Source organism: Serratia sp. M24T3, from assembly GCF_000257645.1.
Lineage (GTDB): Bacteria > Pseudomonadota > Gammaproteobacteria > Enterobacterales > Enterobacteriaceae > Rouxiella.
In genome coordinates this window covers 1-20,190 of sequence record NZ_AJHJ01000006.1, presented here as the reverse complement: position 1 = coordinate 20,190, position 20,190 = coordinate 1, and the positions used below count along the sequence as shown (strand labels likewise).

Annotated in this window: 14 protein-coding genes and 1 pseudogene; 10 read left to right on the top strand and 5 right to left on the bottom strand. The window is 49.9% G+C overall.

Going from position 1 to position 20,190, the window contains the following annotated elements; genetic code table 11:
• Positions 1-59: 59 nt before the first annotated feature.
• Positions 60-1,034, top strand: a complete 975-nt coding sequence (gene ydgH, locus SPM24T3_RS07025; protein WP_009636031.1) for a DUF1471 family protein YdgH — start codon at positions 60-62, stop codon at positions 1,032-1,034.
• A 135-nt stretch (positions 1,035-1,169) separates the two neighbouring features.
• Here the strand turns inward: ydgH and SPM24T3_RS07020 are convergent, their stop codons facing one another.
• Complete coding sequence (locus tag SPM24T3_RS07020; protein WP_009636030.1) at positions 1,170-1,589, bottom strand: hypothetical protein; 420 nt, start codon at positions 1,587-1,589, stop codon at positions 1,170-1,172.
• Positions 1,590-1,862: 273 nt separating this feature from the next.
• Between SPM24T3_RS07020 and rstA the strand changes: the two genes are divergently transcribed.
• The 6 genes and pseudogenes from rstA (at position 1,863) to SPM24T3_RS06985 (ending at position 8,858) form a co-directional block, all read left to right on the top strand.
• Positions 1,863-2,594 carry a two-component system response regulator RstA gene (gene rstA, locus SPM24T3_RS07015; protein WP_009636029.1) on the top strand — a complete coding sequence of 244 codons (732 nt, stop codon included), beginning with the start codon at positions 1,863-1,865 and terminating at the stop codon, positions 2,592-2,594.
• Positions 2,591-3,895, top strand: a complete 1,305-nt coding sequence (gene rstB, locus SPM24T3_RS07010; RefSeq protein ID WP_009636028.1) for a two-component system sensor histidine kinase RstB — start codon at positions 2,591-2,593, stop codon at positions 3,893-3,895. The genes rstA and rstB overlap by 4 nt, the downstream gene beginning before the upstream one ends.
• 64 nt (positions 3,896-3,959) lie before the next feature.
• Positions 3,960-5,441, top strand: coding sequence for a carboxypeptidase M32 (locus tag SPM24T3_RS07005; protein WP_009636027.1), 1,482 nt, complete (start codon positions 3,960-3,962; stop codon positions 5,439-5,441).
• 381 nt (positions 5,442-5,822) lie between these two features.
• Positions 5,823-6,402, top strand: a pseudogene (asr, locus tag SPM24T3_RS26130) (acid resistance repetitive basic protein Asr); the annotation flags it as partial.
• Between the two features lie 450 nt (positions 6,403-6,852).
• Positions 6,853-7,704: a serine protease gene (locus tag SPM24T3_RS06990; protein ID WP_009636024.1), complete on the top strand. Its 852-nt coding sequence runs from the start codon at positions 6,853-6,855 to the stop codon at positions 7,702-7,704.
• A gap of 281 nt (positions 7,705-7,985) precedes the next feature.
• Positions 7,986-8,858, top strand: a complete 873-nt coding sequence (locus SPM24T3_RS06985; RefSeq protein WP_157135265.1) for a hypothetical protein — start codon at positions 7,986-7,988, stop codon at positions 8,856-8,858.
• A 34-nt stretch (positions 8,859-8,892) separates the two neighbouring features.
• On the opposite strand, the gene hrpA is transcribed toward SPM24T3_RS06985, so the two are convergent.
• Positions 8,893-12,768 (bottom strand): ATP-dependent RNA helicase HrpA, encoded by a 3,876-nt coding sequence (gene hrpA, locus SPM24T3_RS06980; protein WP_071988414.1) that lies wholly within the window; start codon positions 12,766-12,768, stop codon positions 8,893-8,895.
• A gap of 442 nt (positions 12,769-13,210) precedes the next feature.
• Between hrpA and SPM24T3_RS06975 the strand changes: the two genes are divergently transcribed.
• Positions 13,211-13,828 (top strand): FMN-dependent NADH-azoreductase, encoded by a 618-nt coding sequence (locus SPM24T3_RS06975; protein WP_009636021.1) that lies wholly within the window; start codon positions 13,211-13,213, stop codon positions 13,826-13,828.
• Positions 13,829-14,266: 438 nt separating this feature from the next.
• Positions 14,267-15,685 carry a carboxypeptidase C (cathepsin A)-like protein gene (locus SPM24T3_RS06970; protein ID WP_009636020.1) on the top strand — a complete coding sequence of 473 codons (1,419 nt, stop codon included), beginning with the start codon at positions 14,267-14,269 and terminating at the stop codon, positions 15,683-15,685.
• A gap of 49 nt (positions 15,686-15,734) precedes the next feature.
• On the opposite strand, the gene SPM24T3_RS06965 is transcribed toward SPM24T3_RS06970, so the two are convergent.
• From SPM24T3_RS06965 to SPM24T3_RS06955, 3 genes are read right to left on the bottom strand one after another with little or no spacing between them, the layout of a single operon-like run.
• On the bottom strand, positions 15,735-16,073 hold the full coding sequence (locus SPM24T3_RS06965; protein ID WP_009636019.1) for a YdbL family protein: 339 nt from the start codon (positions 16,071-16,073) through the stop codon (positions 15,735-15,737).
• A gap of 11 nt (positions 16,074-16,084) precedes the next feature.
• Positions 16,085-16,279, bottom strand: coding sequence for a YnbE family lipoprotein (locus tag SPM24T3_RS06960; protein ID WP_009636018.1), 195 nt, complete (start codon positions 16,277-16,279; stop codon positions 16,085-16,087).
• Positions 16,276-18,966, bottom strand: coding sequence for a YdbH family protein (locus tag SPM24T3_RS06955; protein ID WP_009636017.1), 2,691 nt, complete (start codon positions 18,964-18,966; stop codon positions 16,276-16,278). The genes SPM24T3_RS06960 and SPM24T3_RS06955 overlap by 4 nt, the downstream gene beginning before the upstream one ends.
• Before the next feature lie 146 nt (positions 18,967-19,112).
• On the opposite strand from SPM24T3_RS06955, the gene SPM24T3_RS06950 reads away from it, so the two are divergent.
• Complete coding sequence (locus SPM24T3_RS06950; protein ID WP_009636016.1) at positions 19,113-20,105, top strand: 2-hydroxyacid dehydrogenase; 993 nt, start codon at positions 19,113-19,115, stop codon at positions 20,103-20,105.
• The last annotated feature ends 85 nt before the right edge of the window (positions 20,106-20,190 follow it).

The following is a 20,190-nucleotide window of genomic DNA, read 5'->3' as shown; positions in this document are numbered from 1 at the left end:
GTTACACATCAATAATTCAGCATGTTTCAACATTACTGCGCAAGGTGAAAGGATTTTTTATGAAGCAGACGAAAACGATCATCGCATCGGCCGTTGTTTTATTAATCTCGCAACTCTCTGTTTTGTCTGTAGCCAAGGCTGCAGAAGAAATCAGTCCCGAGAAAGCAGCTGCCCTAAAACCCTTTGATCGCATTGCATTTACTGGTCATTTTAATAATCTGGGCGATGCCTCTGACGAAGCATCGAAACGTGCTGATAAAGAAGGCGCGGCATATTTCTATATTCTGGATACCAACAGCGTTAGTGAAAGCGGTAACTGGCGCGTAGTGGCTGATCTATATCGTAAAGATGCCCCCAAGGCCAGCCCTAAACCGGTTCTGAACAGCGTCAATGGAGTGAGCGGCGTTAAGCAGCTGCCGAAAGAAGTCGCTTTCCAGCTCGAACCTTTTGACACCGTCAGCGTTAATGGCCTTTTCCACAGCCAGCCAGACGTTTTAGAGGCAGTAGCAGAGGCGGCGAAAGCTAAAGGCGCATACTCGTTCTTTATCGTTCGCCAAATTGATGCCAACAACGGCGGCAATCAGTACATTACTGCCTTCGTGTACAAGAAAGATGCGCCCAAGCGCGTGACCCAGAGCCCGGATGCTATTCCTTACAACTCTGAAGCGGGTCGTGCCGCGCTGGCAGCCGGTGGTGCTGAAGCCAAGAAAGTCGAAATTCCTGGCGTGGCCTCTTCCAGCACACCAAGCAGCAATGTTGGTCTGTTCTTCCAGACACAGTCTTCAACCGGTAAACGCTACTCGGTGACATTGCCAAGCGGCAATAAAGTTGAAGAAGTTAACAATATTACTGCCGCACAGATGACGCCGTTTAAAACTGTGACCTTTACGGGTCACTTCAACAGCATCACTGATGTCTCGCAAGAAGTTGCGAAGCGTGCCGATGCCGCAGGCGCTAAATTCTATCACGTGACTCGCCAGTGGCAGAACCAAAGCGGTGGCAACCTGACTGTTACAGCAGACCTGTTTAAGTAATTGAAATATGTTTAGGTTGGCTACAACCAAGGACGTCAAGTCTTTGGTTGTAGTAATCGACATCACCCACCGTGTGCGAAATGCCGCTTTTTTCGAAAATGGGGAGTCGAGAAGAATAACTCGCTGAATGACTGTTTAATGCTTTGAGGAATCTATCAGTATCTGCACCGCTAAATGCTCATCACTCTGGGTCAGTGCGAGCGGGTGTTTGCATTCCCGATGGATAGCGGCAATTTGTTCTTCGGTTAATCCATAAGGAAGATGAATATCTACGCTGTAAATATTTTGCTGCTGTGCAAGCTCAATTAAACGTACGATATTGATTTCATCGCTGACTTGGGTAGAAACCACCTGCAATGCCAACGCGTTAAGCGTGTCTTGTTTAGATTTTTCGTGGGTAGTGCGAGATCTCAACACCATGCCGAAAAAAGGTAATACGCCGTAGATGGCATCGAGAAAACTCCATTGCTTCTTGCACGATGCGGACAGGTATTCCATATAATCAAAGGAAGCTGTTTCACTACGCACATCGGGTACCAGGCGACTATCAGCCATCTCCATTCCTCTCGCGGCCAGTGCTAACTAATCTAACGTGAGTTAGAAAAGACCTTACTATTTTGAAGATAATGTTTTGAAACGATAAACACAATCATCTATATAATGGCATAGCTTTATATAATGACATAGTTTATGGCTACTTTGCCAGTGAGTTAAAGTGCTTTCCGCTTTTAACCATGGCCAAAAACTGCGTTAATGTAGACTGGGTTATAGCGTTGATGCCCTGCTCGCGCTATTCTGGAAGCCGATTTTTATGTTAACAGCAAACCAATGAATAGAATCGTTTTTGTAGAAGATGACGCCGAGGTAGGCAAGCTGATCGCTGCTTATCTGGGTAAGCATGACATTGAAGTTCTGATAGAACCACGCGGTGATACGGCTCAGGCAAGAATTGCTCTCGAACAGCCTGATTTAGTGTTGCTGGATATTATGCTGCCCGGAAAAGACGGCATGACCCTTTGCCGCGATCTGCGCCCGGCCTATGATGGCCCTATTGTGCTGTTGACGTCCCTCGATAGCGATATGAACCACATATTATCGCTGGAAATGGGCGCCAACGACTATATTCTGAAAACCACACCGCCCGCGGTGCTGCTGGCGCGCCTGCGTTTGCATCTGCGCCAGAGAACGACAGCGGGCAGCGAACCGGAAAAAACCGGCAAACCGATTCAAAAAGGCAATGCCCTGCACTTTGGCCAACTGTGTATTGATCCGGTAAACCGAGAAGTCACGCTGGGCGATGAAACGATTACTCTTTCAACTTCTGACTTCGATCTGCTGTGGGAGCTCGCCACTCACGCTGGCCGCATTATGGATCGCGAAGCCCTGCTGCTTAATCTTCGCGGCGTAAGCTATGACGGACTCGATCGCAGCATCGACGTCGCCATTTCCCGCCTGCGTCGCAAACTTTATGACAATGCCCTCGAGCCTTTCCGCATTAAAACAGTGCGTAATAAAGGTTATCTGTTTGCCCCTAATGCCTGGGAGTCGGTGCAGGGATGAGAAAGCTTTTTGTGCAGTTTTTCCTGCTGCTGCTGGTATGTTTTCTGGTCATGGCGATGCTGGTTGGTTTGGTTTATAAGGTTACCGCCGAACGCACCGGTCGCCAGTCGATGAATGACTTGATGAAAAGCTCACTTTATCTGATGCGCAGTGAGCTGCGAGAAATCCCCATTCGTGACTGGAATAAAACCATTAGCACCCTTGAACTGAACCTATCGTTCAAACTGCATATCGAGCCTTTGGGTAAACGCAAACTCAGCCCGGCGCTGGACGCCCAGCTTCGTGATGGCGAAATTATCGCCCTTGACAGCGAATACACTTTTATCCAGCGCGTTCCCCGCAGTAATTATGTGCTGGTCGTCGGGCCAATACCCTATCTGTTTTATATGCATGAAATGCGGCTGCTTGATTTAGGCCTGCTTATTTTCATCGGCCTGTCGCTGGCTCTGCCGGTATTCCTATGGATGCGGCCCCACTGGCAAGACTTGCTCAAGCTCGAAAACTCGGCCCTGCGTCTGGGCAACGGGCATCTTGATGAACGCACCAATTTTGACTCGACCTCGAGCCTTAACCGGCTGGGCATTGCCTTCAACCAGATGGCCGATAATATTAATACATTGATTGCCAGCAAGAAGCAGCTTATCGACGGCATAGCCCATGAACTGCGAACTCCGCTGGTACGACTGCGCTATCGTCTGGCAATCAGCGAAAATCTTCCTGATTCTGAACAGCAGGCGATTAACCGCGACATCGGTCAGCTGGAATCGCTAATTGATGAGTTACTCACTTATGCCCGTCTGGATCGCCCTCAGGTGGCATTACATTTAACGAAAATTAATCTACCCGAATGGATTGAAGATAAGGCCGATGACTTCCGTCTGGTAAATACTGAACATGAAATCGAGCTTCACGTTCCCAAACCCGCTGATTTTGGCGGTGTCGATTTGCGCCTGATGGAGCGCGTGCTGGACAACCTGGTGAACAACGCCCAGCGCTACGCCTCCAACACGCTGCGTATTAGCCTGTGGCTCGAGGGAGAAGAAGCCAACCTGCAGGTTGAGGACGATGGCCCCGGAATTCCACCGGAAGAGCGTCTACGTATTTTCGAGCCTTTTGTTCGTCTTGACCCAAGCCGTGACAGAGCGACTGGCGGGTGTGGCTTAGGCCTGGCGATTGTACATTCAATTGCCGTGGCCTATCAGGGTCGGGTGATGGTCGATGCCAGCCCGCTCGGAGGGGCCAGCATACGTTTTAGCTGGCCGATAAAACCCTCTTTTAACCTGGCAATCGAACCGCAGTAATCGGGCATGACCCCGCTGGCTTGCGGCGCGGGTATTCATATTTTTTTAAAGCATGGAGTAGATCATGGCGACAGCTTATTCACAGTTACGCGCAACATTCACCCGGTTATCACGTTTTAGCCACCTTTCATCCATTGCTGGATGGGACATGCAAACCATGATGCCACCGGAGGGCAGCAAGGCGCGTTCGGAAGCCTTGGCCGAACTCAGCGTACTCCAGCATCAGATACTGACCGCGGGTAAAGTCGGTGAGTGGCTGGAACAGGCCAAACAAGAAGACCTCAACGATGTTGAGCAATCCAACCTGCGTGAAATGGCGCGCCATTACCAGCACGCAGCCTTGTTGCCCGAAAGCCTGGTGGAGGCCAAATCGCTGGCCGGTGCGCGCTGTGAGCACGCGTGGCGTCGTCAGCGTCCGGCCAACGACTGGGAAGGCTTCGTCGATAACCTGCGTGAAGTGGTCAAACTCAGCCGTGAAGAAGCGACTTTGCGTTCGCAGGCTGCTGGCATTAGCCGCTATGATTCCCTGCTTGACCTGTACGAACCTGGTATGACCGCCGCCGAGCTCGACGTAATCTTTGGCGATTTGAAAACCTGGTTACCGCAGTTGCTGCAAAAGGTGGTCGATAAACAGCAATCAATACAGTTTATTCAGCCGCAGGGGCCGTTTGACATCGAACAGCAGAAACAGCTCGGGCTGAAAGTCATGAAACGTTTGGGTTTCAACTTCGATGCTGGCCGTCTTGATATTAGCGCCCACCCTTTCTGCGGCGGCGTCCCTCAGGATGTGCGTATTACCACCCGCTATAATCAGGATGAGTTTATTACCGCCATGATGGGTGTTATCCACGAAACCGGACATGCCCGCTATGAACAGAATTTACCTAAAGAATGGCTCGGACAACCGGTAGCCAATGCGCGTTCGATGGGGGTTCACGAATCACAAAGTCTGTTGTTTGAAATGCAGCTTGGCGCTAGCCCAATTTTCCTGAAATCTATTCATCCATTGGTCACTGAGCAGTTCGGCCAGCGCGACGGATTAGATCTAAACAACTTTATCAATCTTAACCAGCGCGTGCAGCCAGGACATATTCGTGTCGATGCCGACGAAGTCAGTTATCCGGCACATATCATCCTGCGCTATGAAATCGAGCAGGCGCTGATAGAGGGTGAAATTGAAGTAGAGGATATTCCGGCGCTGTGGAGCAGCAAAATGCAGCAATATCTGGGCATCGACACGATAGGTAATTATACCAACGGTTGTATGCAGGATATTCACTGGACTGATGGCGGCTTTGGCTATTTCCCGACTTACACGCTGGGAGCGATGTACGCTGCACAGTTATTCCAGACCGCAAATAAAGCCATTCCCACCCTGCAAGATGATATTAGCCGCGGCGACCTCACTGCACTGTTCCAATGGCTGAATCAAAACATCTGGCAGCACGGCAGCCGTTTCTCGACCGATCAGCTCATGGTCAATGCTACCGGTGAAACGCTTAATACTGACTATTTCCGTAAGCATCTCGAAAGCCGTTATCTGTAATATCGTTAAATTCTGTAATAACATTAATTGAAATCCCCCACCCGGTTCTGAAATTTCAGGGCCGGGTAAAAGCCCCGCCGCCTGCCCAGAATTATCTTAATTAATCTCTACAGATCCCCCTGATTTACAGACATTTATGCACCTTCAGATATCACAAGTAACCGCAACACTCAGTATGTTGTAACTAAGTAGGGTTTTGGGATGTACAAATCAGCGTCACAACAAGCATAACCCGCTGATAATTATAGATTTAATGCTTTGTACATAGCGTTACACGCCGAAACCAATCACTAACGGACACCAGACAGTAACAGGCCTAGTATTCATTCACCGGCCCCGCAGTGGGGTGGATACACAAATTAAAATTCTGAGGAATTAACGATGAAAAAGGTATTAGCTCTGGTTATTGCCGCTGCAATGGGCCTGTCTTCTGCAGCTTTCGCAGCTGAAACTACAACTGCTGCTCCAGCTGCTGCTGCAACCACCACCACTACTGCTGCTCCGGCTGCTAAAGCTCCAGTTGCTAAAAAGCACATGGCTAAAAAGAAACTACCAAGAAACACGCTGCCAAGAAGCCAGCTGCTCAAAAAGCACAGGCTGCTAAAAAGAAACCACTAAGAAACATGCTGCCAAGAAGCCTGTAGCTCAGAAAGCTCAAGCTGCTAAAAAGCACGTTGCTAAAAAACACACTGCCAAGAAGCCAGTAGCTCAGAAAGCTCAGGCTGCTAAAAAGCACACTACCAAGAAACACGCTGCCAAGAAGCCAGTAGCTCAGAAAGCTCAAGCTGCTAAAAAGCACGTTGCTAAAAAACACACTGCCAAGAAGCCAGTAGCTCAGAAAGCTCAGGCTGCTAAAAAGCACACTACCAAGAAACACGTTGCCAAGAAGCCAGTAGCTCAGAAAGCTCAGGCTGCTAAAAAGCACACTACCAAGAAACACGCTGCCAAGAAGCCAGTAGCTCAGAAAGCTCAGGCTGCTAAAAAGCACACTACCAAGAAACACGTTAAAAAAGCTGCACCAGCAGCTAAGTAATAAGTCTTTGTGAGCAAATCGTCTCACCATTATCAAGACTGATTATTTGACACCCGGTTCGCCGGGTGTTTTTTTCTCCGGCCTTATACCCCTTAGTACGATTTAAAAACGGGGTTATCACTTTAGGCAATCTTGAGGTATTGATGGACGATGCTGCGACGCTACCTGTTCGAAATTACCCTAAGTTCACTGATTCTTTGCGGCCTGATCACGTTATTCTTTTATTTCTAATGGAAACGTCATTCACCTGTCAGCATAATCAGAAACAGTTTTAAAACGAGTTAACACGACCTCCTGTTTCCTGAAAGCTATAACCAGCTATAATCAATATCTTACTCATCGACACCAGTCTTCCCCCGCACTCAAGGTCAAAACGATATGCGCATAGCTTTACCGCTTGTCTTGTGCTTTTTCTGCTTCGCTCTCCCTGCTCATGCCGACTCTTCCGATTCGGATAGCGATTCAGATGCTCCCGCGATCAGCCTTAAAGAGAAAACTGCCCTATTTTTTGGCCAGGATCACCGTACTCACGTTAGTGAAGTTAAAACCTGGCCCTGGCAGGCAATTGGTCAGATAGAAACAGCCAGTGGCAACTTGTGTACCGCCACGCTGATTTCAGAGCATTTAGTGTTAACTGCCGGTCACTGCGTTATGGCCCCTCCAGGTAATCTCGATAAAGTGATCGCCCTGCGCTTTGTTTCCCAGCACGAAAAATGGCGCTACAAAATTACCTCATTAGAGACGCTGGTTGACCCGACACTGGGTAAAAAACTTAAAGCCGATGGCGATGGCTGGATTGTGCCGCCAAAAGCCGCACCTTATGATTTCGCGCTGGTGCGTATTACCGACACTAAACATAAATTGCCGATCAAGCCTCTGCCTTTATGGCAAGGAACCCGCGATGAGTTGACCGCAGCGCTCAAGGCCAATGGTCGCAAGGTTACTCAGGCTGGCTATCCGGAAGATCACCTCGATGACTTGTACAGTCATCAGGATTGTTTAATTACGGGATGGGCACAGCAAGGGGTGATGTCACACCGTTGTGACACACTGCCGGGCGACAGCGGTTCACCGTTGCTGCTTAAACAGAATGGTAAATGGACCTTGATTGGCATTCAGAGCTCGGCTCCAGCGGCGCAAGACCGCTATCTGGCCGATAACCGCGCTCTGGCTGTTCCTGCAATCCGGGACGCGTTAGTTGAATTAAGCGGTAACCAGCTGGCCCATTAGTTTTTTGCCAGTGTCCGAAGCTAAAAGTATAGACACTGGCGTTTAATCCTCAATTAATATCATCATCTTACAAGGCGGAATCTAGCCGCCTATCTAGCCTGGTCTTGATGCCATAAGCTTGCAAAATAACCTGAATCACCCAGAGGATATTTATGCGTTCTTATGCCCCCCCATTAACTATGCCTTCCAGGCGGCTTTCAAGTTCCTCAAATTCTTCGCACTCATCACATGACTCTAGCCCAGGGATAATAAACCAATTTGAGTGGAATAGGCGCTTGACGATGGGCACATTATATACGCCAACTGAACAAGAACTTGCTGAACAACGCACCAGAGAATTACTTCAAACCTTTAACCCTGATCCCAGTTATTCAAATGAAACGCAAAGCTTAGGTTCAATGCCCCCCTCTTCACGCCTTAGTCAAAGGAGCTCCTCGGCGGGGAGTGAGGAAGACGACATGACACACTCTGCTCCCCTTCCGCACTACGGCCTGCGGGGATTTTTTCGTAAACATTTACCGATGGGGCTAATGAACAACCGCTTGGTTAAACATTTCACTAAACTGCAATTTCGTCCCAAAGTGCCTAATGAAAATCGTTATCGTTCATCCGGCGATTTTAAGATAAAAAGTATTTCTGCTGCCGATGCGAGCACACTGAGCGACGCCTATGCACAGATGGCCATCGATTATAAAAGTAAACTTAGTGGGATGCTTAACAATGATGCTATTAGCGATAATCTTGAACAATCCATTAACATAAATGAGTATATCAAGAAAATAGCTGACCTATACAAGCAGCCTAATCAGCAAAGGGCGAGCGCACATTTTTACATGCTGAAAAAGAAAAAAAATAATGATCCTTTTGCAATCGCCATGCTGACACATTTGAACGGTGTCATGACTGTTAGAGGGATATCGGTCCACCCAACAGCACTTCTCGCCCGGTTAGATTCATCTAAGCGCGAGGAAATAAAACAGCAATTCGGCATTACTATTGGAAAGTATGATGCCAAAGGATTAGGCACCTCACTTTCGCTTCTTGCCGCTATCGCCTCATCTCGAAAAGATAATACAATTCATAGCGTTTCGACTAATGCAGTAAACCCATTAAGTGCCAAAATTTTCTCTCGCTCTATGGGAGATATTACCTAATATCTTAAAGCGAGAGTTATTTTTAAAACCTTTATTAGGCCAGCTGCTCCATCGTCTGCAAAATACGCTTGTCCGAGATAGGGTAAGGCGTTCCGAGCTGCTGCGCGAAGTAACTGACGCGCAGCTCCTCAATCATCCAACGCACTTCCTGCACTTCTTCACTCGCCTGACGCACTGGCGGTAATTTGTTCATCCACTGCTGCCACTTCTGCTGGACGCTCTCCACTTTTAGCATCTGCGCACGATCACGATGGGTATCAACCGCTAGCTTATCCATTCGCCTTTCAATCGCCTGCAAATATCGCAAGGTATCCGGCAAACGTTTCCAGCCATTCTGAGTCACAAAACCGCGATAAATCAGCCCCGACATCTGCGCTTTGATATCTGAAAGCGCCAATGCCATGGTGATATCAATTCGCCCTTTCAGCCGTTTATTGATATTGAACACCGTGGTGAGAATCTGCTCCACCTGTGTTGCAATGCTGACAACAGTATCATTAAGATGCGCACGAACGTGCTCGTGCAGTTTGGCAAAACGGTCTTCATTCCACACCGGTGCACCGGACTCTGCAATCAGCTTGTCGATACCGCATGAAATACAGTCGTCAATCAAGTCCAGGACTTTACCGTAAGGGTTAAAATACAGCCCCAGCTTGGCCTTGTTGGGCAACTTTTCATGCAGATATTTGATTGGCGAAGGAATATTCAGTAGCAGAAGCCGGCGAGTACCGCGCCACATGGCCTGCGACTGTTCGAGTTCGCTGTCGAACAGTTTGATGGCGATACTGTCTTTTTCATCCACCAGCGCCGGATAAGCCTTAACCTCGTAGCCGCCACGCTTCTGCTCATAGCAGTCTGGCAGCGTTCCAAAACTCCACACGTGCAGATTGTTTTGCTCAATACCGTCATCGGCGACCGCTGACAGTGTTTGCTGCACCTGTTCTTTCAAGGTCGATTTCAACGCGGTCAGGCTTTTGCCCTCACGCAGAGTTTTATTTTTCTCATCGACAATGCGGAAGGTTATTTTAAGATGATCGGGCACCTGATCCAGCTGCCAGTCTTCTCGTGACACCGTCACGCCGGTCATCCTGCGCAGCTCACGCTCCATAGACTCCAAAAGAGGCAATTCAAACGGCGTAGCGCGGCCCAGAAAAGCATCGGCATAGTTAGGCGCGGGAACAAAATTGCGGCGCACCGGCTTTGGCAATGATTTGATCAACGCCATAATCAGCTCGCGGCGAATGCCGGGAATTTGCCAGTCAAACCCCTGCTCTTCAATCTGATTAAGCAACGGCAGCGGGATGTGGACCGTAACGCCATCCGCTTGCGTACCCGGCTCAAACTGATAGGTAACTCGCAGCTTGATATTGCCCTGATGCCAGAAGTTCGGATAATCGTGGGCGCTGATTTTGCCTGCGCCTTCTTTTATCAGCATGTTCTTTTCAAAGTTCAGGCTGTCAGCGGGCTGTTTTTTCCACCAGGTATCGAAATGCTTGCCGGAAACCACCTCGTGGCCAATACGCTGGTCATAAAACTGGAACAAAGTCTCTTCATCAACCAAAATATCACGGCGACGAGACTTGTGTTCAAGCTCCTCGACCTCGGCCCGCAGGCGTAAATTTTCGCGGAAGAACGCGTGCCGCGTTTGCCAATCGCCCTCGACAAGTGCGTGGCGGATAAACAGTTCGCGTGAAACCACGGGATCAATACTGCCGTAATTCACTCGGCGCGCCATAACGATAGGCAGACCAAACAGCGTGACCTTTTCTGTTGCCATCACCGCGCCCTGGGCTTTTTCCCAATGCGGCTCGCTATAGCTGTATTTCACCAGATGCTGGGCTAACGGCTCAATCCATTCAGGTTCGATTTTGGCGGCAATACGCCCCCAAAGCCTACTGGTTTCTACCAGTTCGGCGACAATCGCCCACTTCGGCGGCCTTTTGAATAGCCCCGAACCAGGGAAAATCGCAAAACGGGCGTTGCGCGCTCCGGTGAATTCCTGCTTTTCGACATCTTTTTGACCAATATGCGACAGTAAACCGGTCAGCAATGAGCAATGCACGCTGCGAAAATCCGCTGGCTCGCTGTTGATGCGCAGGCCTAGCTCTTTCACCACCTGGCGCAGCTGAGTATAAATATCCTGCCATTCACGAACGCGCAGATAGTTCAGGAAATCGGTGCGGCACAGCTTGCGAAATTGCGCAGAAGACAGCGCTTTCTGCTGCTCTTGCAGATAGTCCCAGAGATTGACGAAGGCCAAAAAGTCGGAGTCTTTGTCGGCAAAACGACGATGTTTTTCGTCAGACGCCTGCTGTTTGTCGGCTGGTCGCTCGCGGGGGTCCTGAATCGACAGCGCGGCGGTGATAATCATAACCTCACGCAGACAGGCGTTTTTCTGCGCCTCAAGCACCATCCGCGCCAGACGCGGGTCCACCGGCAGTTGCGCCAGACTACGCCCCTGCTCGGTCAAGGTATAACGACCATTTTCAGGGTGATTAATCGCGCCCAGCTCTTCCAGCAGGCGCACACCGTCCTGAATATTGCGCTTGTCCGGGGCTTCGACAAACGGGAAAGCCGATATATCGCCGAGACCCAGCGAGGTCATTTGCAGAATAACGGATGCCAGATTGGTACGCAGAATCTCAGGGTCGGTAAATTCCGGGCGCGACAAGAAGTCCTGCTCGGAGTATAAACGAATACAAATCCCTTCCGAAACGCGGCCGCAGCGGCCTTTACGTTGGTTTGCCGAAGCCTGTGAGACTGGCTCAATCGGCAAACGCTGTACCTTGGTGCGAAAACTGTAGCGGCTGATACGCGCAGTGCCCGGGTCAATAACGTATTTGATCCCCGGCACAGTCAGTGAGGTTTCGGCCACGTTGGTCGCCAAGACAATTCGACGCCCCGAATGCGACTGGAATACCCTATTTTGCTCACTGTTCGACAACCGCGCGTACAGCGGCAAGATTTCGGTATGCGGCAGATCAAGACGATTGAGCGCATCGGCGGTGTCGCGGATTTCCCGCTCACCACTCATAAAGATGAGAATATCGCCGCGACTTTCACGCCCCAGCTCATCAACGGCGTCAAAAATCGCCTGTAGCTGATCGCGATCGGTGTCGTCGGCATCGTCAACCACCGGGCGGTATCGCACATCGACCGGATAGGTACGGCCCGACACTTCAATTATCGGCGCGTTGTTGAAATGCCTGGAGAAACGCTGAGGATCGATGGTCGCCGAGGTAATGATAACTTTGAGATCGGGGCGTTTTGGCAGCAGCTGGCGCAAATAACCGAGAATGAAATCGATATTCAGACTGCGTTCATGGGCCTCATCGATGATCAGCGTATCGTACTGCATCAGCATGCGGTCCTGCTGGATTTCAGCCAGCAGAATGCCGTCGGTCATCAGCTTGACCAGCGTGTTTTCACTCACCTGATCGTTAAAGCGGACTTTATAACCGACCGTATTACCGAGGCTGGTTTCGAGTTCGTCGGCAATACGGTTGGCCACGGTACGCGCCGCCAGCCTGCGCGGCTGGGTATGACCAATCAGGCCTTTAATACCTCTTCCAAGCTCCATGCAAATTTTCGGGATCTGCGTGGTTTTACCCGACCCTGTTTCACCGGCAACAATCACCACCTGGTGGTCGCGAATAGCCTCAAAGATGTCCTGCTTCTTCTGGCTGACCGGCAGGTTGTCGGGATAAGTAATTTTTGGGCGTGAGGCTTCACGAGAGCTGACTTTTTGCAGCCCCTGCTGGACAGCGTTTTCCAGTTCTTGAGTAAGACCTTGCAATACCTGGGGGTCATTAACTTTTTTAGCGCCCTGCATACGGCGTTGCAGGCGTTGTCGGTCACGTAGCATCAGCCCGTCAAGTTGTGCTGATAGTGCCGCGAGCGGTGATTTCACGTTCGAGATTCCTTGATGGTCGGCAGGCGCTGGCCTTGCCTGAATAACACTATGTTATCACAAGCGATGTTTGGACAAATGTTGTTTTAATAAAGCAATTTTTTGGCAAGGCTTTTGTTGCTGTAACAAGGCGGCGAGTGAGGGAAGTCAACGCAGGAACAGCGTCTAAAGCAAAGCCAAAGTTTTTTGGCAAAGCCATTGGCGCTGTAGCAAGGCGGCGACTGAAGGAGTCCCGATGAGCTGACAAAAGTCAGTGATTCGGGCGAGTGAAGGAAGCCAACGCCTCTGCAGTGACAATGGCGAAGCCAAAAGGTTGTTCAAAATATTTGGATGTAGATCTCGAAATATTGCACTATCACTCAATGAATTTTATCAATAAAGTAATGAACATTCTCGGGACAATTCGTCCCTGTATGACCCACACTCTGTGAAGGAATTTTAAATGAGTAAAGTACTGATTCTGAAATCAAGTATTCTGGCTAACTTCTCTCAGTCGAACCAACTGGCTGACTACGCTGCTGCTCAATTCCAGGCTGCCAACGGCGCATCTCAGGTCACTGTGCGTGATCTGGCTGCCGAGCCAATCCCTGTTCTTGACGGTGAGCTGGTTGGCGCACTGCGTCCATCCGATGCTCCACTGACTGCTCGTCAGGAAGAAGCGCTGGCTCTGTCCAACACTCTGATCGACGAACTGCAGGCTAACGACGTGATCGTTATCGCTGCACCAATGTACAACTTTAATATCCCTACTCAGTTGAAAACTTATTTTGACCTGGTAGCCCGTGCCGGTGTGACTTTCAAATACACCGAGAAAGGTCCAGAAGGCCTGATCAAAGGCAAACGTGTTATCGTTCTGACCAGCCGCGGCGGCATCCATAAAGATACGCCAAGCGATCTGGTTGCTCCTTACCTGAGCCTGTTCCTGGGCTTCCTGGGTATGACTGACGTGGAATTCGTTTACGCTGAGGGCATCGCTTACGGTCCAGAAGTTGCGACTAAAGCTCAGGCTGACGCCAAAGCTGCCATCGACGTGGCTATCAAACAAGTTGCTGCTGCTTAATTTGGCAATTTCATTACCGGCTAATTAATTTTAGCATTTCATTTCAGCCGGTAGTGATGCAATAATCTGTTCTGATAAATAACTATTACGCGCCCACTGTGGCGCGTTTTTTTTTGCCTTTGTTGATATATTTTTAAACCTCCAATTATCTATTTCATTAATTCCTTATAGTCTATACCCTTGACTTCGATTTTATTGCACCAGTAAAAAATGGAGCCATTTTAAAAAAGGATTATTATGAAATATATACAATATCACTCAGGGAATTTCTTTAAAATAAATATAAAACACAGCCTCAGCTACGGCGTTTTATTAGTTTGTACAACGTTCTCTTCTTCGAGTTTTGCTACAGCAGATTTACCGTTTTATGATCCAATACTTTACTCACTCAAGCCCGAAGCTGCACTCCATGCTCCAGTAATGAATACAGCTGCGGTAATGTATCATTCGATAAAACTGGACAGCGGCAAAACTCTGAACTACAAAGTCACTACCGGGCATGTTACGACCCGTCCCACCGACAATGGACCTGCTGCATCGGTGTTTTATACGGCCTATACGGCAGAAACAGACAAGCCAAATACCCGCGCGCTCACGTTTTTCTTTGGTGGCGGCTGGAACGGTCCCGGAACACCGATGCAGCTTAACTATTGGGGCCCGATGCGGCTGTTCAACAATACGGGCACGGCGGAGTCGCCAGTTTTTCCTCTTGCTCCCGCTGCCGACACCCTTCTTGATCAATCAGATTTGATATATATCGACAGACCCATGGTCGGCTATTCGCAGGCGATTCTTCCCGCGAAAAACCGTGACTTTGACTCGATGAAGGGCGACAGTGATGTGCTGAGAGATTTTATTAGCGAATATATTCGCCTCAACAGTAAACAAGCTTCACCAAAATATCTTTATAGTGGGTCACAAGGCGGTGAGCGTTCAGCTATTCTGGCGAATAAACTCTTTGCGGCGCATATTTCTCTTGATGGCATTATTCTGCACTCGCCTTCCACCATGAATTATAATGCTTCTTGCGACGATAACATTAATGATGTTACCAATGGCCGCAAACCTAGCCACCACTGCGCAGATTATATTCCTACACTGGCCGCCACCAGTTATTATTACGGCATCGCGGGTAAAGGAATGACGTTTGAACACTTCATGTCAGACGTTAATAACTTTGTCGATAACACCTATATTCCCCAAGAGTTGGCGGCATTGCGTGAAGAAAAAGAACTGCCGGAAAAAACTGTGCAGAAACTGCTGTCAATAACCGGTTTTAGCCGTGAATCACTCGAAGAGTTCCCTTATTTTTGGACCTTTAGAGACCCAAAGATGACTTACATCGACGCGGCCAATCTCAAATGTGCTTCATACAGTGACACTTCACCGGATTGCCCGTACCAGCCCAATGACATGCGCCGCAGAAAAGATGCGCCCGGGGCACTTGGCTTTAACGACAATCTGTACACCCGTCTGGAAGAATTTTTTACCCAGTCGCTGGGTTATACCAGCAGAGTAAAATTTACCTGTTGGGATGGGCCGACGCTGTGCGAGAAAACGTCACCGCCTACTGAAAAGATCACGCTAAAGCGCATGCCGAAGAGCATTTCTAGCGTCATGCCCTATTGGCGACAGGCGATGCGTGACAACAAGAAGTTACGCCTGCTGAACATTGGCGGTTATTACGACTTCACCGTGCCCTTCCATGCGATTTTACGCGACTTTGCCGATCCAGAGCTCGACCAGACGCGGATTCAAAACCTGATTCTGCACAATGGTCATAATATCAGTCACGTCAGCGATCCGGTACGAGCCGAGATAAAAACTCTGGTTACCCGTTTCTATCAGAAAAAATAATTAGTGAGTAAACCCGTGCGCACCTCACCCTTGCAAGGTGCGCCGTGCCCTACTTTTGCAACCACTGGCCGTTGATGCCGCGCACATATTCACCCTTGCCCGCACGCTGAACCAGCTTTTGCCCGGCAAGTTTCGCCACATCGCCGGTGCTGACCTGATTATTTTCTGCCAGCTGCCGATACTGCTGTTCGCGCGCCTGATTAATACGAGTCACCAAGGCCTGAGTTTGCGCGCCCTGTTTCACCGGGGCCAGATAGCCCGACAACGTTTCCCCCACCAGCCCTTGCTGCTTGGCCTGTTCGACAGTCAATGCCAAAGCCGCATTGCACCATAAACTGCCGCAGAGCAGCATCAACATCAGCAAGCCTTTGCTTTTCAGAAATTTCATAACGCGGTTCCTTAGAAAAGATCGCTCTTGTTCTTCAACAAATCTTCGACGTCTTTATCAACCTTGATGTGGATTTCATGCTCGATTTTGACGTTCATATTTATGGTGATTGGCGCGGTCGGGGTTGCAATCTCGATGCGCGGAACGCAGCCGCTGAGCATTAACGGCAGCGAGACGGCAGTTATACAGGCCATTATCGACTTCATTTTTCATTCCTTAATTCGTTGTCTTTGCCAACGGCAGCAGACTGTCTTGACACAGTGAGCTGTTGTTGCAGCCATTCCTGTAAACTGTCGCCAAAGCGCAGACTGCGCCACAGCTGATAAACGTTTTCCTGATGGGTGTAATTGAGGTGAATTTCCTTTTTATGATGATCGGTATTGTTAACACCGTAAACCTGTGCCGCCATGGTTAACTCGCCAAGATTATCCAGGCTGACTTTGGCATACGAACGTTGAATTTCGAGATATTGCAGCAGCTGAATAACCAATCCGTTAGCGATATTGCCGCCCGCCATGGCTTTGGCAAAATCCGTGTCCAGACGCAGCGTCAGGCCGCCATCGTTGGCAATCCAGCCATCGTGGATAAGCCAGCGCGGGTTATCGACGTACAGCGGCAATTCGCCGTTAACCTTGCCAGACATCGCCAACTGTTTAGGTTTCAGGGCGGTGAACAGCGCGCTAAGGTCAATTTTTTGCAACTTGAGCACGGCCGCGTCGTGCTGCGGTAAGCGCAAGGCCGAGAGGCTGATATGGCCGAGCAAAGCATCCATGCCGACATCGGTCAACCGCAGAGGTGACTTCTCACTCCATGGGTAACTGCCCTGCAACTTGGCAGTGATGTTTTGCATCGGGAATAAGTTATTCAGTTCGCCAATCTTCAGGCTAACGGGCGACTTGGTGCCAAAGTTCCAGACCTGGTTTTTTAGCCGATAAGATAAAGAAAAGTCCAGCCCGCTGAGGTCGCCGTCTTTCAACCACATGCTGCCATCTTTAACCACCCAGTGGCCACCGGCAATAAATCCCTGGCCCCGCGCGGCAGAGAATGCCGACTGGGCATAGAAAAGCCCGCCGCGGAGTTTGATATTCAGGTCTGGCGTCAGCAAGGTCTGAAAAGCGGTGAGATCTTGCCTTGGCCACCAGCCCTGACCCCGCAATCGCTCGCCGTCCCAGCGACCAGCCAGACGAACCGGCCCGATTGGCAAGGCCTCGAGCTGGCCTTTCAGGGTGATATTTGTCGGATTATCGCCCTTAAACGCCAGCTGCAGTGTGGCCGGAGGCAGATATCCACCGTTTTCAAAAGCGATCCTTTTCGCCACTAAACTCAGCTCGCCGTTAAAATCCGGCTGCGAAACTGGCAGCACCTGGCGATAACGCTCGGGAACGGGTCGCTGCCATACCACCGGTTTCGTCAGTGTCAGGCGCGGCGCATCAACACTGACCAGCCCGTATTGCAGGTGATTGAATCCGGCAGAAAGTTTGCCCAGCGTCAGCTGATTGTCGTGCCAGGCGCCTTTCCCCGTGACATCCCAACTTCCGTCCAAAGGCGGCAATGAACCGTTGCCCCAATAGTTGAAATCCCAATTACCATTATCAGGCCAAAAATTTTGAGATTTACCATTGAGATGCAGATCGAAGCTGCCCCAGTAATTGTCTTTTGCCTTAACAATCGCCTGCAGCGGCCCGCTAACGCCATTGGCGCTAAGTTTAACTCCAGCCAACGGCCAGCGCGCATCCTGCAAATTGAGAGACGGCGTTGGCTTGCCCCACGCGCGCAGCAGCGCACCACTGTGCAAGGCAACCAGCGGATTTAATATCGAGCCGGTTAAGGTTCCAGGGAAAGAGGCGCTGAGAGAAATCTGCGCCAGGTTAGCCTGCCCGGTCAACTGGAAAGTTATATTGCTGTCTAGCAACCCAACTTGGCCTGGTCCCAGTGTTAATACTGCATTGGCTTTGCCATTGTGCCCCTGAGTAAGCACGTTCAGGCGGCCGCTGAGGGTAGTCTGATTAAAACTATCGCTCCAATTATTCAGAGTCAGATTGAGTCCGCCGGAAAGCGGCTGTTCGGCATAAGGCCAGCGCCACTGACCTTGAGTGATTTCAATCTGCTTATCGCCCAACGTCCACGGCATACTGACCAGCGGCTGTGCAGTGCCCTGCTCGACGAGCTTTAATTCACCCTTTTTATCCTGCCAATTCAGGCTGATATCCAACGGATGAGGCACCACCGCAGTACGAAGTTCACCTCGCAACTCGCCCTGCAACGGCAAGCTGTCCAATGCGGCAGGAACGGTAAGCTGACCAGAAAGCTGAATCGGGTCGCTGCCACCGGGCGGCGTCAGGCTGAGTGAATGTATGGCGAGTTGACGCTGATTATCCAGATCGGCATTAAAACTCAAAGCCGCCCCCTGATAGCGCAATTTCTGGGTTTTCCCATCATTAATCAGCAGCAACTTTCCGGCATACTGCTGCCAGGGCATCACATTGAGCTTACCAATTTGCAGTTGACCAAGCGGCAACTGTTTTTGAATATCTGGCAGAGAAAGAGGATTACCCGCCCCTTCACTGGCCGGTAATTTACTCAGGCAAGTCGTATCAAGACTCAATTGCTCAAGCTGGAGATGCCAACCGTCAGGCTGTTTTTGCAAGCTGACGTTTTGCGCATCGGCCAGCACGCACTGGTCGGCCAGATAACGCGCATCTGGCAGCTGCCAACCGCCCTGCGACCAATGAGGAGGGGATGATAAAACCAGTTTTGTTCCCGCAGGCAACCAGTGTTTAGCAACCATGGGCAGCCACTGCGGCAAGGTTTTCCACAGTATTGCCAACACCAGTGCCAGACTCACGACGACCGCCAACAGCGTCAAGATGAGTTGTTTACGTCCTTTCCTCATGAAATATCCTGATATTTTCTTAACGCTTGCAAGATAGCATAAAATCTCACTTTACATTCGCTTACCCTTTGTCTCAGCGAAAGCGGGATGCTAGTTTTAATACAGGTTTCTCGTTAATGGACTAATAACTTGTCGGAGCACAAATCATGAAGATAGCGGTTTATGGAACCAAAAATTACGACAAAAAGTATTTTGAGCTGGTGAATCAACGCTACGGCTACGAATTAGTTTTCTTTGATTTTATGTTAACTTTGCCGACGGCAAAAACGGCAGCCGGATGTGATGCCGTGTGCATTTTTGTTAATGACGACGGTGGCCGAGAAGTTTTGCAAGAGCTGGCCTCGCTGGGTATAAAAAAACTGGCCTTGCGCTGTGCCGGGTTTAACAACGTTGATCTCACTGCCGCTAAAGAGCTGGGTATCGATGTTGTTCGCGTCCCGGCTTACTCTCCCGAAGCGGTGGCGGAACATGCAGTGGGGCTGATGCTGTGCCTTAACCGGCACATTCACCGCGCTTACCAACGCACTCGCGAGGCTAACTTTTCTCTGGAAGGGCTAACCGGTTTTAACATGTATCAACGGACAGTGGGTATTATTGGCACCGGTAAGATTGGCCTGGCGGCACTGCGTATATTAAAAGGTTTTGGCATGCGCCTGCTGGCTTTTGATCCCTACCCTAACCCGCTGGCAGTGGAATTAGGAGCAGAATATGTTGATCTCGCGACTCTTTATGCCGAGTCTGACGTTATTTCGCTTCACTGTCCGTTAACTGCCGATAATCATCACCTGCTCAATGAAGCATCATTCAGCCAGATGAAAGATGGCGTGATGATCATCAACACCAGCCGCGGTGCTTTGCTCGATGCCAGCGCGGCCATTGACGCCTTGAAACAACAGAAGATTGGCGCTTTGGGAATGGACGTTTACGAGAATGAACGCGACCTGTTCTTCGAGGATAATTCCAATGAAGTCGTACTCGACGACGTTTTCCGCCGCCTTTCATCCTGTCACAATGTGCTGTTTACTGGCCATCAGGCGTTTCTGACTAGCGAAGCCCTGATAAGCATTTCAGAAACGACACTCGGCAATCTTGCACAACTCGCCAACGGCGAGCCATGCCCAAACAGTGTGACAGTCTAATAACATTCACAGCTTTAAAAGATCCATTGGCGTTGTGACAAGGCGGCAAAAGCGTGAAGCCCGATGAGCCGACACCCGTCAGTGA

Bases quoted from the DNA above. Each gene is read 5' to 3' on its own strand.
- ydgH (WP_009636031.1), top strand. From the start codon at position 60: ATGAAGCAGACGAAAACGATCATCGCATCGGCCGTTGTTTTATTAATC.
- SPM24T3_RS07020 (WP_009636030.1), bottom strand. From the start codon at position 1,589: ATGGCTGATAGTCGCCTGGTACCCGATGTGCGTAGTGAAACAGCTTCC.
- rstA (WP_009636029.1), top strand. From the start codon at position 1,863: ATGAATAGAATCGTTTTTGTAGAAGATGACGCCGAGGTAGGCAAGCTG.
- rstB (WP_009636028.1), top strand. From the start codon at position 2,591: ATGAGAAAGCTTTTTGTGCAGTTTTTCCTGCTGCTGCTGGTATGTTTT.
- SPM24T3_RS07005 (WP_009636027.1), top strand. From the start codon at position 3,960: ATGGCGACAGCTTATTCACAGTTACGCGCAACATTCACCCGGTTATCA.
- SPM24T3_RS06990 (WP_009636024.1), top strand. From the start codon at position 6,853: ATGCGCATAGCTTTACCGCTTGTCTTGTGCTTTTTCTGCTTCGCTCTC.
- SPM24T3_RS06985 (WP_157135265.1), top strand. From the start codon at position 7,986: ATGGGCACATTATATACGCCAACTGAACAAGAACTTGCTGAACAACGC.
- SPM24T3_RS06975 (WP_009636021.1), top strand. From the start codon at position 13,211: ATGAGTAAAGTACTGATTCTGAAATCAAGTATTCTGGCTAACTTCTCT.
- SPM24T3_RS06970 (WP_009636020.1), top strand. From the start codon at position 14,267: ATGTATCATTCGATAAAACTGGACAGCGGCAAAACTCTGAACTACAAA.
- SPM24T3_RS06965 (WP_009636019.1), bottom strand. From the start codon at position 16,073: ATGAAATTTCTGAAAAGCAAAGGCTTGCTGATGTTGATGCTGCTCTGC.
- SPM24T3_RS06960 (WP_009636018.1), bottom strand. From the start codon at position 16,279: ATGAAGTCGATAATGGCCTGTATAACTGCCGTCTCGCTGCCGTTAATG.
- SPM24T3_RS06955 (WP_009636017.1), bottom strand. From the start codon at position 18,966: ATGAGGAAAGGACGTAAACAACTCATCTTGACGCTGTTGGCGGTCGTC.
- SPM24T3_RS06950 (WP_009636016.1), top strand. From the start codon at position 19,113: ATGAAGATAGCGGTTTATGGAACCAAAAATTACGACAAAAAGTATTTT.